Below are 14,053 nucleotides of genomic sequence, written 5' to 3'. Positions count from 1 at the left end.
GGTTCCGCCGGGGCCGGGCGCGCGCCGGGGCGTCTCCTCGGGCGCCGAACGTGACGAGGGGTCGGAACGTCGGGCGGCAGTGTGTTCGGCGCCCTGCGGGGAGCGCCCCGACACACACCCGGCCCCGACCTCAGCACCCCCGACCCAAGGGCACCCTGCGGGGAGCGCCGCGACACGTCCCCATGCCCGGACCTCCCTGCACCCGACCCCAGAGCCGCTCTGCGGGGAGCGCCACGACACGTCCCCAGGCCCGGACCTCCCTGCACCCGGCCCCAGGGCCGCCCTGCGGGGGGCGCCCCCGACCTCAGCACCTCGGCCCTGGGCGCCCTGCGGGAGCCCCATGACACGTTCCGGGACCGGATCCTCGTGCACCGCCGGTGTCGGAGGTGGGGCCCGGTGGCTCGTCCGGCGTGGGAGTGGGTGGAGGGCGGGGGCGGGTGTGGGGCGGGGTGTCCCCGCAGGGCGCCGAACGCACTGCCGCCGCGCTTGCCGACCCTGCGTCACGTTCGGCGCCCGAGGAGACACCGCGGCGCGCGCCCGGCCCCGGCCGGAACCGGCCCGACGCACCCGACCGACCCCGGCCGGAGCCTCCTCGCCCCCGGCTCAGGGTTGGCGCGGGGTCTTGGTCCAAGGCCAGCGGGGCTTCGGCTTGGTGCCCGTGGGGCGGAAGTCGTACTTCCATCCCTTCTGCAGGCCGAGCCGCTTGGAGTACCCCGCTGGGACACGTTCGTACAGCAGGACCGTGGGCGGGCCGCCGTCCGGCGTCGGGACGGGGATCTCGTACCACTTCGGGGGGTGTCCGGTCGGGCCGAGGAGGACGGGAAGGACCCGGCCGTCCATCGGGCCGCCCTCGAACGGGGTCGGTTGGCTTCTCACCCCACCAGTGTCACAGCAGGTGGGCGGCCTCGGACACCACCGGGACGACGCGGCGGGCCAGCACACCGACCGGGCCGTCCGGCGATTCCAGCGCGAGGGCGGCCCGGGCGGCCGCGGCCGTTTCCGGGTCCGTGGCGGCGGTGGCGGTCAGCAGGGCGATGAACTGGTCCAGCAGCCAGTCCCGCAGGTGCTCGACCTCGGGCTGCTTGCCCTCGTCGATCCAGATGAGGGAGGCGGCCTCGACGGCGGTGATCCACGTACGGACCATCATGCGCAGCCGGGGGCCGGGGGTCGGGACGCCCAGGTGGAAGAGGATCTGCTCGGCCGCCGACCGCCGGATGCCGTCGACCGTCGCGGTCGTGCGGGAGGTCTCGACGACGCTGCCGCCCTGGAGGAGGGCCGCGAAACCGGCGTCGTGCTCGTCGACGAAGGCGAGGTAGCGGTCCAGGGCGCGGGACAGGCGCCGGGTCAGGGGGCCCTGCTGGGGTTCGGCGAAGCACAGTTCGAGGACGTCGGCGGCCGAGCGGAGGGCGGCCTCGTAGAGCTGCTGCTTGCCGCCCGGGAAGTAGCGGTAGACGAGCGGGCGGGACACGCCGGCGGCTTCGGCGACGTCGTCGAGCGAGACCTCCTCCGGTGCCCGGTGCGCGAACAGCGAAAGGGCGGCGTCGAGGAGTTGGGCTCGCCGCTCCTCGACGCTCAGCCTGCGGTACGCGCGTACGGTCATGTCCGCAGGGTAGCCCCGCGTACGTCCGCCGGGTGGGTGTCCCGGCGATCGGGCAGGATCCCGCGGTCGACCACCGGGCCGGCCCGAAGCGGCCTAGGCCAGCAGCCCCGAGCTCTGCCAGAGCTTGCGGCCGACGCCGCGCAGCACGCCGATGTCGTCGAGGAAGTCGGTGAGCCGCTTCGCGCCGCTCTGCATGACCTCGCGGCGGTGGCCGCTCGCCTTCACCTGGGCGACGGCCTCGCGGCGGTCGAGGCCGACGTTGTCGTAGACGGCCGGGTTGACGAAGGCCAGTGAGAAGACGCGGGCGGCCTCGCCGCAGCTGATCCGGGTGAGTTCCTGCTCCCAGCGCGGGGCCGTCAGCATCTGGCGGCGCAGTTCCTCGCGGGCGTACCGGACGTGTCGGGCCTCTTCGATGACGTGGATCCGGGTGACGCCGCGGACCAGCGGTTGGACGCGCTCGTCCGGGAAGGTCAGGCGCTGCATCCAGTCGAGGATCTCCTCGCCGAGGAGGGTGCAGGCGAAGGATCCGGGGGTCGTCGAGACGGTCTTCAGGATCCGCGCGAGGTTGTGGTTGAGGCGGGAGACGGGGTACTCGGGGGCGCCGGCCTTCTGGATCATGCGGGCGAACATCATCGAGTGGCGGCACTCGTCGGCGATCTCGGTAAGCGCGTAGCGGACGTGATTGCTGGTCAGGGACTTGTCGTAGATGTGCCGGACCATGAGCTGCATGAGGATGATCTCGAACCAGATGCCGAGCGAGCCGAGCGCCGCCGCCTCGTGGCGGGAGAGGTCGATGCGCTGCTCCTCCCCCATCTTCTTCCACAGCGGGGTGTCGTAGAGGGAGAGCAGTTCCGGCGGCCAGTAGTACTTGCCCTCGATGGGGGGTGAGTCCCAGTCGAGTTCCTTGTCGGGGTCGAAGGAGTGCTTGGCCGAGGATTCGAGCAGTCGCTCGGCTATCTGCTCACGGTCCTTGAGCAGGCCGAGGGCGTCCTGGAGCGCGGCTCGTTCGGTCACGGTGGTCATGGGTTCGGACACCTCGTCGTCGAGTTACCGGCTGTCTCCTCTTATGAGACTGCCTGTCAGCAAGGTCGTCAATCCCTCGCGCACGACTTGTTGACCCCGTGTCTACCAACGTGTGACGCTGCCAACTGTCCGGTCCCACACGGCAGTACGTGAGACGAGGGGGCGTCAGTGTCGACGCATGAGCTCTACACCGAGAATCCGGGCGAGCCGGTCTGGCAGGTCCCCGCCGCCGGCTCCGCCCGCTTCAGCTGGGAGTACGCCGACGGCCGCGAGCGGCTGCTGGCGCTCTACCAGAAGGGCAAGGACAAGCAGTGGGACGGCGGCAAGCGCATCGACTGGGACATCGAGGTGGACCCCTACGATCCGCTGGGCACTCCCGAGGAGGCCCTGCCGCTGTACGGGACGCGGCACTGGGCCAAGCTCACCGCGAAGGACAAGGGCGAGCTGCGCCGGCACTACGCCTCCTGGAACTTCAGCCAGTTCCTGCACGGCGAGCAGGGCGCGATGGTGTGCGCGGCGCGCATCGTGGAGTCGGTGCCGGACCTGGACGCGAAGTTCTACTCCGCCACGCAGACCATGGACGAGGCCCGGCACGCCGAGATCTTCGGGCGCTTCCTGCACGAGAAGGTCGGGATGCTGTACCCGATCAACGACAGTCTCCAGGGGCTGCTGGGCGACACCCTGCGCGACTCCCGCTGGGACATGCCGTACCTGGGCATGCAGGTGCTCATCGAGGGGCTGGCCCTGGCCGCCTTCGGCATGATCCGCGACACGACCACCAAGCCGCTGCCGAAGCAGCTCCTGGCGTACGTGATGCAGGACGAGGCCCGGCACGTGGCCTTCGGGCGGATGGCGCTGCGCGACTACTACAAACAGCTCACCGACGCCGAGCTGCGCGAGCGCGAGGAGTTCGTGATCGAGGGCTGCTACCTGATGCGGGACCGGCTGCTCGGGGTGGAGGTGCTGGAGAACTTCGGCATCGGGGCCGCGGAGGCGACGCTGCTCAGCGAGCAGTCGGAGTTCCTGCACCTGTTCCGCAAGCTGCTGTTCAGCAGGATCGTGCCGTGCGTGAAGGACATCGGGCTGTGGGGCGAGCGGCTGCAGCGCGCCTACCTGGACCTCGGCGTCTTCGACATGGGCGACTCGAACCTGGACCTGCTGATGAGCCAGGACGAGGAGATCGCCGAGGCCCTGGACCGCGAGCGGTTCGCGGCCGAGGAGTCGGCGCGGGTGGCGGAGGTCGAGTCCGCCATCGCCGAGGGGGCCGACGCCCCGTAGACGCCGCCCGGTCGACGGCCCCGGCTTCGGCTTCGGCCCCGGCTTCGGCCCCGGCCTCGGCGGGTGTCAGCCGGTGGCCAGCGCCGCTTCCATCACCGCCCGCGCGATCGGGGCCGCCGCGCCGTTGCCGCTGATGTCACCCCGGTCGGCGGAGGCGTCCTCGACCACCACCGCGACCGCCACCTGCGGCAGGGGCGTGCCCTCGGCCCTGGCCCAGGAGATGAACCAGGCGTACGGGGTCCCCGCGTTGCCGACCCCGTGCTGCGCGGTGCCCGTCTTGCCTCCGACCACGGCGCCCGGGATCGCGGCGTTCTTTCCGGTGCCGTCCTCCACCACCTTGACCATCAGCTCCTGCATCCGCAGCGCGGTGGCCGGGTTCATCGCCCGGCCCAGGCTGCGCCGGTCGCCGCGCCGGACCTGGGAGCCGTCGTCCTGGGTCGTCCCGTCCACCAGGTAGGGGTACTTGAGCTCGCCGCCGTTCGCCACGGCCGCCGCGACCATGGCCATCTGCAGCGGTGTCGCCTTGGTGTTGAACTGCCCGATCGAGGAAAGGGCCAGCTGGTCCTGGCTCATGTCGGTGTCGAAGTTGGACCGGGACACCCACGAGGGCACCCGTAGCCCCTCGGTGTTGAAGCCGAAGCGCCGCGCCGCCTCCACCATGGCGCGCAGCCCGACCTGCACCCCGATCTTCGCCATCACCGTGTTGCAGGACCACTGCACCGCCTCCGCCATCGAGGCGTCCTCGCAGCCGGTGCCCGCGTTCGGCAACAGGGTGCTGGTCCCGGGCAGCGGGTAGGGGTCAGGGGTCCGGGTCGGCGCGTCCACATCGGTGACCACGCCCGCGTCGAGGGCGGCCGCCGCCGTCACGATCTTGAAGGTGGAGCCGGGCGGGTACGTCTCGCGCAGGGCCCGGTTGAGCATCGGCCGGGCGGGGTCCGCGTTCAGGGCGGTCCAGGCCTCCTTGACCTTCGCACCCGTACCGGAGAGCACGGACGGGTCGTACGAGGGGCTGCTGACCAGCGCGAGGATCTTCCCGGTGGCCGGCTCGACGGCGGCCACCGCGCCGCGCTTGCCGGCGAGTCCGGCGTACGCGGCCCGCTGCATGCCGGCGCGGACGGTGGTGGCGGCGTTCCCGCCGGCGGGACGGCCGCGGGCCAGTTCGTACCAGAGCGGGAAGGCCGAGAGTCCCGGGTCGGTGCCCGACAGGATCGGGTCCTCGGCGCGCTCGACGAAGCTGGTCCCGTAGGTCTGGGAGGAGAAGCCGGTGACGGGCGCGTAGAGCGGGCCGTTCGTGTACGTGCGTTCGTAGCGCAGTAGTTGGCCGCTGTCGCGGGAGCCGGTGACGGGGCGGCCGTCGACCAGGATGTCCCCGCGGGGTTCGGCGTAGCGCTCGATGGCGGGGCGCTTGTTGGCCGGGTTCGCGCCGTAGGCGGCGGACTCCCAGACCTGCACACGGGCGATGTTGACCAGCAGGGCGACCAGCAGGAGGGCGCAGAAGTACGCGCACCAGCGGATGTAGCGGATCACTCGGCCGGCTCCTTCGCGGGGCGGGGTCTGCGGGCGCTGTCGCTGAGCCGGACCAGCAGCGCGACGATGATCCAGTTGGTGACGACGGAGGAGCCGCCCTGGGCGAGGAAGGGCATGGCCATGCCGGTGAGCGGGATCAGGCCGGTGACACCCCCCGCGATGACGAAGACCTGGAGGGCGACGATCGAGGCGAGCCCGGTGGCGAGGAGCCGCCCGAAGGGGTCGCGCAGCGCGAGCCCGGCGCGGAAGCCCCGGGCGACGAGGAGCCCGTAGAGGAGCAGGATCGCGGCGAGGCCGACGAGGCCGAGCTCCTCGCCGGCGGTGGCGAGGATGAAGTCCGACTTGGCGGCGAAGCCGATGAGGAAGGACTGGCCGTGGCCGAGCCCGGCGCCGAGGAGACCACCGGCGCCGAAGGCGAAGAGGGACTGGGCGAGCTGGCCGGGGCCCTCGCCGCGCTCGATGGAGGCGAAAGGATTCAGCCAGTCGTCCACCCGGCTGTGCACGTGCGGTTCGAAGGTCCCGACGGCGTACGCGCCGAGGGCGGCGAGCAGCAGCCCGATCGCGATCCAGCCGATCCGCCCGGTGGCGGTGAACAGCATGATCACGAACAGGCCGAAGAACAGCAGCGAGGTGCCCAGGTCCCGCTCCAGGACCAGGACGCCGACGCTGAGCAGCCAGATCGCGAGGATCGGGCCGAGGACGCGGCCGGGCAGGAGCCGGAGCTTCCAGAACAGCCGGCGCCCGGTGAGGGCGAGCGCGGTGCGGTTCGCGGCGAGGTAGGCGGCGAAGAAGACCGCGAGCAGGATCTTGGCGAACTCCCCCGGCTGGAAGGAGAGCCCGGCGAACCGGATCCAGATGTGCGCGCCGTTGACCGCCGGGAAGAAGACGGGGACCAGCATCAGGACGAGGGCCACGGCGACGGAGAGGTAGGCGTAGCGCTGGAGCACCCGGTGGTCGCCGAGCAGCGCGACGACCAGTACGAACAGCGCCACGCCCAGGGCCGACCAGAGGAGTTGGTCGCCGGCGGTGAGATGGCCGGGGGTCGTCACGTCGAGGCGCTGGATGAGGACCAGGCCCAGGCCGTTGAGGAGGACGGCGATGGGGAGCAGGAGGGGATCGGCGTACGGGGCCCGCAGGCGGACGGCGAGGTGTGCGAGCAGGGCGGCGACGCACAGGCCGGTGGCGTAGCGGGCGGCGGGGCCGGGGAGGTGGCCGGTGGTCGCGAGGCCGACGTAGAGGTGACCGAGTACGGAGATCAGGACGGCTCCGGCGAGGAGCGTCAGCTCGACGCCGCGCCGTTTGGGGGCACCGGCGCCGGGGGGCGGGGGCGGGGCGGGCTCCGTCACCTTCGCCGTCAGAGCGGTCATAGACCGAAACGTAGCAAGCAGACGGATGATATGTCCGCTTATGTCATAGTGTGCCGAAGAGTCGTCAAAAACGGTCGGAAGTGTCGAAAGTGAGGAGCCGAGGCGCATGGGACCTGTGGAATTCATCGTCCTCGCCTTCCCGGAGGAGCAGCTGCGGGCTCCGGCGGTCGAGGCCGTGATGGGGCTGCGCAAGACCGGGGTGGTCCGGCTGATCGACGGGATCGTGGCGACGAGGACGGCGTCGGGGGATGTCCTGGCGGCCGAGTTCGACGAGTTCGTGGAGCTGAACGGCCTGCTGACCGGCCGGGACGTGGCGCGGCTGATCGGGCCGGAGGACATCCAGGAGGCGGCGGGGCTGCTGGAACGCGGCAGCTGCGCGCTGCTGCTCGTGGTCGAACACCTGTGGGCCGAGGACGCGGCGATCGCCGTACGGGCGGCGGGCGGCCGGATCGTGGGCTCGGTCCGCATCCCGCCGGACCGGGTGCCGGCGGACCCACGGGCGGGGGTGGCCTGATGTTCATCCGCCCGATGGGAGTAACGGTCCACGCGGCGAACCGCCCGCCGGGACACCCGCTGCTACGGGGCCTGCTGGCGCGGGCGTCGGGCGCGGCGGAGGCGACGGCGGGCTCGGTGGGGCCGCAGGGCCCGGAGACGTCGGGCCCGGACAGGTCGGGCCCGGACACGTCGGGCTCGGCGACATCAAGCGCGGTGGAGCGGTCCGGACCGCCGGCCGGGGCGCCGGCCGGGGCGCGGACCGGGGCGCGGACCGGGGCGCGGACCGGGGCGCGGACCGGGGCGCGGACCGAACCGTCGGACGGGTGGCCGCCCGAGCCCGGCCGGCCGACAGGGCCGGAGCCGGCGGTGGCGGCGGTCGGCCCGGACCACCCGGCCCCGGCCGGCCTGGTCGCGGAGCTCACCCAGCTGGCCGGCCTCGCCCGCGAGGGCCTGCTGACCCCCCAGGAGTTCACGACGGCCAAGGCCCGCCTGCTGCGGGGCTGAGGGAGGTCCACCGCCCGGCCACGGACGGTGGCGACCCCCGCGTGAACGGAGGCCTGGCCGTGGACCGTCGCGCTACATGCCCCAGCTCCTGAGTGGTTTGGCGGCGGTGCCGTTGTTGCCGAGCTGGTAGATGCTGACGCCGCTCACGGAGAAGGCCTGCGGGGCGGGCGGCTCGGCTTCGACGGTCTTCAAGTCACTGAGGGTGGCCAGGCCGACGGTGACGTGGGGGAGGTAGTTCTCACCGCTGTGGTCGGGGACGTAGTTCTCGATGTAGGTGAGAGTGGCGGCGTTGATGTCCGGTTCGGCGTCGGTGCGGACGTAGGCGTCCGCGGTGCCGCCGCTGCCGGTGTACGGCCGCAGTGCGTCGATGAGACGCGCCTGGAAGTCGATGACCTCGGGCCCGGGTGTGACGACGATCGCGGCCAGCCCGATCGACGGCTGCACTTCCATGTGGGCGATGCGGTGGGTGGTCAGCTTCAGGGTCGACAGGTCCAGGGAGGCGACCACGTCGTCGATCGCCGCGTAGACCTGGTCCAGAGCGGCGGTTCGCACGTAGCGCTGCAGCGCGGTGATGTGCGGCTGGTGGTGCTCGTCGAGAGCGAATCCCGTCGGTGCGGGGACGCTGGTGAGCATGCGCGCGTTGACCTGCTTCGCGAGCGCGATCATACTCTCGTCCGGATTGAGCAGGACGTCGACTGCCATGAGGTCGTTCATTCGGACTCCACAAGGGACGGACACGGCGGGCTGGTTGATGGGGCGACTTGGACTGTGGGAGCGTCCGCTCTCCGGTCGACGAGCACGTCGACGGGCAGGTCACGCTCGCGGCCTGCCGGTCAGAACACGGTGCCCCAGTCGTTCTTCATGCTCACGACCGTCCAGCCGAGCTCCTTGGCCTTCGCGAGCGACGCCTCGGCACCGGTGGTGTAGGAAAATTCGCGCTGTTCGTCGTCGTGGTTGACGAGCAGCGCGAACCGCGCGCTCTGGAGCATCTCGATGTCCACGTCGGCGTTGCCGCCCGCGAAGAGGGGCAGCCGGCCGGTGTGGGCGAAGATGTGCTCGGGCTTGCCCGCGCCCAGGTCCAGGCTGCCCAGGAGCTCGTGGGAGCGGACGAGCTTCCCGTCGGCGTAGGTGTACGCGGCCGCCGTACCGATGACGTTCTCCTTGGGGATCCCCCAGGTCTGCTCGGCGAGCACGCGCATGAAGTCGCGGCCCCCGCCGGAGCACACGAAAACCCGGAAGCCGTTCGTGTGCAGGAGGTCGAAGAGCTCCAGCATCGGGCGGTAGACCAGCTCCACGTACGGGACACCGAGCTTCGGATGCTTCACCGTCGTCATCCACTCGCGTACCTGCGCGTCGAACTCCTCAGGTGTCGTGCCGGCCCACGAGCGGGTGAACCCCTCCAGCAAGGTCTCCACCACCTTGGGGTCCTGCGCCGCCAGGCCCTTGAAGAACTCCGGGTCCTTCTCGATGAGCGCCTTGTACGGCTGCTGCGCCGCGAGCGCGGGGTCGGCCTTCACCTCCTGCGCCCACGTGCGGAAGACGAAGTCGAACTGCGGTGGCAGTGGCTGCTCGACCCATAGCGTGCCGTCGTTGTCGAACGTGGCGATCCGATCGGCCACATCGACGAACGCTGCCCCCGGCGCCGTCGCCGCGTGGACGAAATCCACGATCGCCTGCCTGGCCGAGCCGTCTCTCCAGCTCGCGAGGACCTTCTCGGTCATGGGCACTCCTCGGCACGGCTGTCACACCGTCATCAGATGGGGACACTCAGCCAATGACCTTGTCCGACCTTCGAAGGGTTTCAAAGCACATACACGGCACCATCACTCCGACGCCGAAAAGCTTGTCGCCATCGCCGACTGCATGACAGGTGACCGGCCCATGCCAGGGACGATGACGCGCGCCCGCCGCGGTGCCCGGTTCAACGCCGTCTGCGGGCAGTGGGGTCACGCTCGGCGACGTGCCGCGCGACCGCGTCGACGCCGGGACGGGAGTACCGCTCCAGGGAGCGGACGGAGGCGTGCCGGGAACGCGCGAGCAGCATCCGGGTGGACGTGCCGCCCTCGGCGTCGTGGGTGAGCGCGGAGTGCCGGAGCCGGTGCAGAGTGCAGCCGTCCAGGTCCTCGATGTCCTCCGGCAAGGCGAGCGGATCGGCCGGCGGCCGGGTGTCCTCCTCCGACCTTGCGCAGTCCGCGAAGCGGGAGACGTAGGTCACACGCGCCCGTGTCACAGGGGGTCGGGCCACCTCGTCCCAGGGATGTAGCCGACGACGACCCCCGAGGAGCACCCCATGGACGCGCGACTGAACCTCTTCGCCGACCCGACCACCGGCAAGGCCTTCAAGCACCTCATGGCGGCCGGGAAGGTGATCAAGGACTCGGCGCTGCCGGCCGCGACGCAGGAACTGGTCTCGCTGCGCGTGAGCCAGATCAACGCCTGCGCCGTCTGCATCGACATACACACCAAGGAGGCCACGGCCGCCGGTGAGACCCCGGTGCGGCTGCATCTGGTGGCGGCGTGGCGCGAGGCCACGGTCTTCACCGAGGCCGAGCGTGCCGCGCTGGAACTGGCGGAGGAGGGCACCCGCACCGCGGACGGGGCCGGCGGGGTGAGCGACGAGGTGTGGGGACGTGCCGCCGAGCACTACGACGAGGGCGAACTCAACGCCTTGGTGCTGCTGATCGCCCTCATGAACCTGGCGAACCGGATCAACGTCATCACCCAGCAGCCGGGCGGCACCTACGAGGTCGGGCAGTTGCACTGACGGGGCCGGCGGGGGTTGCCATTCCCCGCCGTCACGCTGACGATCATGAACGGTCACCTGGGGAGGAAAGCCGACATGAGCAAGGTCGAGGAATTCGAGGATCTGCGGTCACTGCTGTTCTCGATCGCCTACCGGATCCTGGGCAGCGTGAGCGAGGCCGAGGACGCGGTGCAGGAGGCCTGGCTGCGCTTCGACGCCTCGCCGACCAGTCCCACGTCCCCCAAGGCCTTCCTCTCCACGACCGTCACCCGACTCTCGATCGACGTACTGCGTTCCGCGCGGGTGCGGCGCGAGGAGTACGTCGGGCCGTGGTTCCCCGAGCCCCTGCTGAACGATCCCTACCAGGACCCGGCCCGGTCGGTGGAGCTGGCGGACTCGGTGTCCATGGCCGCGCTGCTGCTCCTGGAGCGGCTCAGCCCGCTGGAGCGCTCGGTGTTCGTCCTGCGGGAGGTCTTCGCCTTCGGCTTCGACGAGGTCGCCCAGGCGGTGGGCCGGTCCGAGGCCGCCTGTCGGCAGCTGCTGGTGCGGGCGCGGCGGCACATGGAGGCCGGCCGGCCGAGGTTCCGGGCGGACGGCCAGGAGCGGCAGGAACTGGCGACGCGGTTCCTGGACGCGCTGAAGGACGGCGACCTCACCGGGCTGCAGCGGCTGCTGGCCGGCGACGTCCAACTGGTCGGGGACAGCGGCGGCAAGGCCCCGCAGCTGGCCAAGGCGATCACCGGCGCGCAGAACGTGGCCCGTCTGCTCGCCGCGTTCTTCCCCTGGCTGCTGCGCATCGGTGTGACCGCCGAGCCCCACGACGTGAACGGCGAGCCGGGCGCGATCGTCCGCGACCAGGACGGCCAGGTGCTCCACATCATGTCCTTCGAGGTGCTCGACGGGCGGATCAGCACCATCCGCTCGGTGGTCAACCCCGACAAGCTCGCCCACCTGGGCCCGGTCGCCGACGCCTGGGCCGTCGACCGTGAGGTCCGTGAGGCCCGCCGCGCGTCGAGGTGACTCCGGAGTCGTCGCCCCGCCCCCAACCGGGTGAGGGGGCGCGACCGGCCGACTCCGTTGGGGGATTTGTCATACCGGGCGTGGCAGCATCGGCCGCCTCGGAGGTGATCCCATGTCACATCGACTGTCACAGCGGCCGCTTCGCGCCGTCTGCATCGCCGCGGTGCTCGTCGTCGCCGGGCCGGTCCCAAGGGCCGGGGCCGAGCCGGGGCTGCCCGAAGGGGAGTCCGTCGGGGTGCTGCTCACCCGCCTGCAGGGCCTGTACCAGAAGGCCGAGGAGGCCACCGAGGCCTACAACGCCACCGACGTGGCCCTACGGGCCGGCCAGGCCGAGGAGCGGCTGCGGGCCGCCGAGCTGGGCCGGGCCCGTACGGCGCTGGACTCCGAGCGGGCCGTCGCCGGGCGGCTCGCCCGGGAGCAGTACCAGGGCGGCCAGGGGCTGTCCCCGTACGCCCGGATGCTGCTCGCCGGGAATCCGCAGGCCGCCCTGGACCAGCGTCGGCTCGCCGCCCGCGAGGGTGCCCGGCGGGCGGGTGTACTGGCCCGGCTCGCGCGGGGTGAGAAGAAGGCCGACGCGCTCGCCGCACGGGCCCGCGAGGCCCTGGACACCCGGCAGACCCTGGCCGCGCAGCAGAAGGAACACCAAGGCGAGGTCGCGGCGCAGCTCAAGGAGGTCGAGCGGGTGCTCGCCGCCCTGACCCCGGACCAGCTCACCCGGCTCGGCGCGCAGGAGGCCGAGAACACCGCCGTCGCGCAGCGCAGCCTGGTCGATTCGGGCCGTCTCCCGACCCGTACGGGCACCCCCACGGCGGCCGGTGGCGCCGCCCTCACCTATGCGGCGGCCCAGATCGGCAAGCCGTACGTCTGGGGCGCCGAGGGGCCGGGGTCCTTCGACTGCTCCGGGCTGACCTCTCAGGCCTGGGCGCACGCCGGGCGCGCCATCCCGCGGACCAGCCAGGAGCAGTGGGCCCAGCTGCCGAAGGTGCCGCTGGAGCAGTTGCGGCCCGGGGACCTGGTGGTCTATTTCCCGAAGGCCACCCATGTGGGCCTGTACGTCGGCGACGGCAAGGTGATCCAGGCACCCCGGCCGGGGGCGGTGGTGAAGGTCTCGCCGATCGCCGCGAACCCGCTGCTGGGGGCGGTCCGGCCGGACCCGGACGGGGCCCCGCTTGCGGAGTTCACCCCGCCCACGCTGCCGGAGGCACCGGCGGCGCAGGCGGGGGACGACACGGGCTACTCGGCCGAGGAGGCTCCGACGGAGGAGGCGACCTCCGCCAGGTAGTCGGCCGTGTCCTCGGGGTCGTAGAAGTACGCGTCGAAGTCGGCCGGGTTGTCGAAGCCGTTGGCGAATCGATTCGCCACGGGCTGGAGCTGCCCGGCCGCGCCGATCAGGTTCAGTACGTGCTCCGGCGGCACGCCCAGCATCGCGTTCGTCCACCGGGTCACCGGCTTGCCGGTGGTGAACCAGTACTTGTCGAAGGTGGCCTTCATCCACGCCTCGTCGAACGGCTTGTCCCCGTGCATCAGGATCGACGACAGGTACGAGGCGGCGCACTTCGCGGCCGAGTTGGAGCCCTGCCCGGTGATCGGGTCGTTGGCGACGACCACGTCCGCGACACCCAGCACCAGGCCGCCGCCCGGGAGGCGTCCGATCGGGTTGCGGACGACCGGCGCATAGCGCCCGGCGAGCGTGGCGCCCGCGTCCGTCAGCTCCACCTTCGTCGCGCGGGAGTACTCCCACGGCACGAACTTCTCCATCAGCTCCAGCGTGAGCGAGAGGTGCTCCGCCGGGTCCTTGACCCCGTGGAAGACGTCCAGCGGACCGCCGGGGACGCCCTCCCAGAACAGGATGTCGGCGCGGCCCGAGGTGGTCAGGGTGGGCATGACGAACAGCTCGCCGACACCCGGGACCAGGTTGCAGCGGACCGCTTCGGTCTCCGGGTGCTCCGGGCGCGGGCCGAGGCCGTGCACGTAGGCGACGGCGAGCGCGCGCTGCGGGGCGTCGTACGGGGAACGCGCCGCGTCCCGCCCGAACATCGAGACCAGCTCGCCCTTGCCGGCGGCGACCAGCACCAGGTCGTAGGTACGGGAGAAGAAGTCGAGGTCGGCGACCGAGGCGCCGTGGATGACCAGCTGGCCGCCCCGCTGCACGAAGGTGTCGAGCCAGCCGGCCATCTTCACGCGCTGGTCGACGGACTGCGCGTAGCCCTTGAGCCGGCCGAGCCAGTCGATGGCGCGACCGCCGTCGGGGGTGGCGACGGAGACGCCGAGGCCCTCGATCTTCGGGGCCTGCTGCTCCCAGAAGTTGATCTGGAGATCACGCTCGTGCTGCAGGGCCGAGTCGAACATGCACTGCGTGGACATCACCCGCCCGGTGCGGATCTCGTCCGCCGTCCGGTTGGACATGAGGGTGACCTCGTACCCCTTCGACTGGAGTCCGAGGGCGAGCTGGAGACCGGACTGGCCGGCTCCTACGACAAGTATCTTGCGCATCTC

At 71.7% G+C, this 14,053-nt stretch carries 15 protein-coding genes; 6 read left to right on the top strand and 9 right to left on the bottom strand.

Features of this window, described 5'->3' with window-relative positions; translation table 11 throughout:
• Nucleotides 1–603: 603 nt before the first annotated feature.
• The 3 genes from BCL76_RS23375 to BCL76_RS23365 all read right to left on the bottom strand — a co-directional run bounded on the left by BCL76_RS23375 (nucleotide 604) and on the right by BCL76_RS23365 (nucleotide 2,623).
• Nucleotides 604–876 carry a hypothetical protein gene (locus tag BCL76_RS23375; RefSeq protein ID WP_109781359.1) on the bottom strand — a complete coding sequence of 91 codons (273 nt, stop codon included), beginning with the start codon at nucleotides 874–876 and terminating at the stop codon, nucleotides 604–606.
• 10 nt (nucleotides 877–886) lie between these two features.
• Nucleotides 887–1,600, bottom strand: coding sequence for a TetR/AcrR family transcriptional regulator (locus BCL76_RS23370; protein WP_109781358.1), 714 nt, complete (start codon nucleotides 1,598–1,600; stop codon nucleotides 887–889).
• A 93-nt stretch (nucleotides 1,601–1,693) separates the two neighbouring features.
• Nucleotides 1,694–2,623 (bottom strand): AurF N-oxygenase family protein, encoded by a 930-nt coding sequence (locus BCL76_RS23365; protein ID WP_109781403.1) that lies wholly within the window; start codon nucleotides 2,621–2,623, stop codon nucleotides 1,694–1,696.
• A 168-nt stretch (nucleotides 2,624–2,791) separates the two neighbouring features.
• Between BCL76_RS23365 and BCL76_RS23360 the strand changes: the two genes are divergently transcribed.
• Nucleotides 2,792–3,901 carry a ferritin-like domain-containing protein gene (locus BCL76_RS23360; RefSeq protein ID WP_109781357.1) on the top strand — a complete coding sequence of 370 codons (1,110 nt, stop codon included), beginning with the start codon at nucleotides 2,792–2,794 and terminating at the stop codon, nucleotides 3,899–3,901.
• A 66-nt stretch (nucleotides 3,902–3,967) separates the two neighbouring features.
• On the opposite strand, the gene BCL76_RS23355 is transcribed toward BCL76_RS23360, so the two are convergent.
• Together BCL76_RS23355 and BCL76_RS23350 are read right to left on the bottom strand one after the other, a co-directional pair.
• On the bottom strand, nucleotides 3,968–5,428 hold the full coding sequence (locus BCL76_RS23355) for a penicillin-binding transpeptidase domain-containing protein (RefSeq protein ID WP_109781356.1): 1,461 nt from the start codon (nucleotides 5,426–5,428) through the stop codon (nucleotides 3,968–3,970).
• Nucleotides 5,425–6,795 (bottom strand): FtsW/RodA/SpoVE family cell cycle protein, encoded by a 1,371-nt coding sequence (locus BCL76_RS23350; protein WP_258309853.1) that lies wholly within the window; start codon nucleotides 6,793–6,795, stop codon nucleotides 5,425–5,427. Before BCL76_RS23350 ends, BCL76_RS23355 begins: the two co-directional genes overlap by 4 nt.
• Nucleotides 6,796–6,901: 106 nt before the next feature.
• On the opposite strand from BCL76_RS23350, the gene BCL76_RS23345 reads away from it, so the two are divergent.
• Both BCL76_RS23345 and BCL76_RS38605 read left to right on the top strand, forming a co-directional pair.
• A complete protein-coding gene (locus tag BCL76_RS23345; protein WP_033218774.1) occupies nucleotides 6,902–7,309 on the top strand; it encodes a DUF6325 family protein in 408 nt (135 codons plus the stop codon).
• The gene (locus BCL76_RS38605) at nucleotides 7,309–7,794 is read left to right on the top strand and encodes a hypothetical protein (RefSeq protein ID WP_146228417.1); all 486 of its coding nucleotides are present in this window, start codon (nucleotides 7,309–7,311) and stop codon (nucleotides 7,792–7,794) included. The genes BCL76_RS23345 and BCL76_RS38605 overlap by 1 nt, the downstream gene beginning before the upstream one ends.
• A gap of 72 nt (nucleotides 7,795–7,866) precedes the next feature.
• Here the strand turns inward: BCL76_RS38605 and BCL76_RS23340 are convergent, their stop codons facing one another.
• The 3 genes from BCL76_RS23340 to BCL76_RS39885 all read right to left on the bottom strand — a co-directional run bounded on the left by BCL76_RS23340 (nucleotide 7,867) and on the right by BCL76_RS39885 (nucleotide 10,009).
• Complete coding sequence (locus BCL76_RS23340) at nucleotides 7,867–8,496, bottom strand: 2'-5' RNA ligase family protein (RefSeq protein WP_219933976.1); 630 nt, start codon at nucleotides 8,494–8,496, stop codon at nucleotides 7,867–7,869.
• Nucleotides 8,497–8,627: 131 nt separating this feature from the next.
• The gene (locus tag BCL76_RS23335; protein ID WP_109781354.1) at nucleotides 8,628–9,515 is read right to left on the bottom strand and encodes an HAD family hydrolase; all 888 of its coding nucleotides are present in this window, start codon (nucleotides 9,513–9,515) and stop codon (nucleotides 8,628–8,630) included.
• Nucleotides 9,516–9,715: 200 nt separating this feature from the next.
• Nucleotides 9,716–10,009, bottom strand: a complete 294-nt coding sequence (locus BCL76_RS39885; protein ID WP_146228416.1) for a site-specific integrase — start codon at nucleotides 10,007–10,009, stop codon at nucleotides 9,716–9,718.
• Nucleotides 10,010–10,084: 75 nt separating this feature from the next.
• On the opposite strand from BCL76_RS39885, the gene BCL76_RS23325 reads away from it, so the two are divergent.
• The 3 genes from BCL76_RS23325 (at nucleotide 10,085) to BCL76_RS23315 (ending at nucleotide 12,839) form a co-directional block, all read left to right on the top strand.
• Complete coding sequence (locus tag BCL76_RS23325) at nucleotides 10,085–10,558, top strand: carboxymuconolactone decarboxylase family protein (RefSeq protein WP_109781352.1); 474 nt, start codon at nucleotides 10,085–10,087, stop codon at nucleotides 10,556–10,558.
• A gap of 75 nt (nucleotides 10,559–10,633) precedes the next feature.
• Nucleotides 10,634–11,557 (top strand): RNA polymerase sigma-70 factor, encoded by a 924-nt coding sequence (locus BCL76_RS23320; protein ID WP_109781351.1) that lies wholly within the window; start codon nucleotides 10,634–10,636, stop codon nucleotides 11,555–11,557.
• 112 nt (nucleotides 11,558–11,669) lie between these two features.
• Entirely contained in the window at nucleotides 11,670–12,839 is a 1,170-nt protein-coding gene (locus BCL76_RS23315) for a C40 family peptidase (protein ID WP_375137956.1), read from the top strand.
• Here the strand turns inward: BCL76_RS23315 and BCL76_RS23310 are convergent.
• Nucleotides 12,791–14,050: a styrene monooxygenase/indole monooxygenase family protein gene (locus tag BCL76_RS23310; protein WP_109781350.1), complete on the bottom strand. Its 1,260-nt coding sequence runs from the start codon at nucleotides 14,048–14,050 to the stop codon at nucleotides 12,791–12,793. The genes BCL76_RS23315 and BCL76_RS23310 overlap by 49 nt on opposite strands.
• Nucleotides 14,051–14,053 lie beyond the last annotated feature (3 nt).

It is taken from the genome of Streptomyces sp. CG 926 (genome assembly GCF_003148825.1).
Lineage (GTDB): Bacteria > Actinomycetota > Actinomycetes > Streptomycetales > Streptomycetaceae > Streptomyces.
Note: the sequence above shows the minus strand (reverse complement) of the source record. Positions and strands in the feature narration are given on the sequence as shown.

What these genes read in the sequence shown, in the direction of transcription:
- BCL76_RS23320 (WP_109781351.1), top strand. Translation starts at nt 10,634, where the DNA reads ATGAGCAAGGTCGAGGAATTCGAGGATCTGCGGTCACTGCTGTTCTCG.
- BCL76_RS23345 (WP_033218774.1), top strand. Translation starts at nt 6,902, where the DNA reads ATGGGACCTGTGGAATTCATCGTCCTCGCCTTCCCGGAGGAGCAGCTG.
- BCL76_RS38605 (WP_146228417.1), top strand. Translation starts at nt 7,309, where the DNA reads ATGTTCATCCGCCCGATGGGAGTAACGGTCCACGCGGCGAACCGCCCG.
- BCL76_RS23325 (WP_109781352.1), top strand. Translation starts at nt 10,085, where the DNA reads ATGGACGCGCGACTGAACCTCTTCGCCGACCCGACCACCGGCAAGGCC.
- BCL76_RS23315 (WP_375137956.1), top strand. Translation starts at nt 11,670, where the DNA reads ATGTCACATCGACTGTCACAGCGGCCGCTTCGCGCCGTCTGCATCGCC.
- BCL76_RS23365 (WP_109781403.1), bottom strand. Translation starts at nt 2,623, where the DNA reads ATGACCACCGTGACCGAACGAGCCGCGCTCCAGGACGCCCTCGGCCTG.
- BCL76_RS23340 (WP_219933976.1), bottom strand. Translation starts at nt 8,496, where the DNA reads ATGGCAGTCGACGTCCTGCTCAATCCGGACGAGAGTATGATCGCGCTC.
- BCL76_RS23350 (WP_258309853.1), bottom strand. Translation starts at nt 6,795, where the DNA reads ATGACCGCTCTGACGGCGAAGGTGACGGAGCCCGCCCCGCCCCCGCCC.
- BCL76_RS23310 (WP_109781350.1), bottom strand. Translation starts at nt 14,050, where the DNA reads ATGCGCAAGATACTTGTCGTAGGAGCCGGCCAGTCCGGTCTCCAGCTC.
- BCL76_RS23335 (WP_109781354.1), bottom strand. Translation starts at nt 9,515, where the DNA reads ATGACCGAGAAGGTCCTCGCGAGCTGGAGAGACGGCTCGGCCAGGCAG.
- BCL76_RS23370 (WP_109781358.1), bottom strand. Translation starts at nt 1,600, where the DNA reads ATGACCGTACGCGCGTACCGCAGGCTGAGCGTCGAGGAGCGGCGAGCC.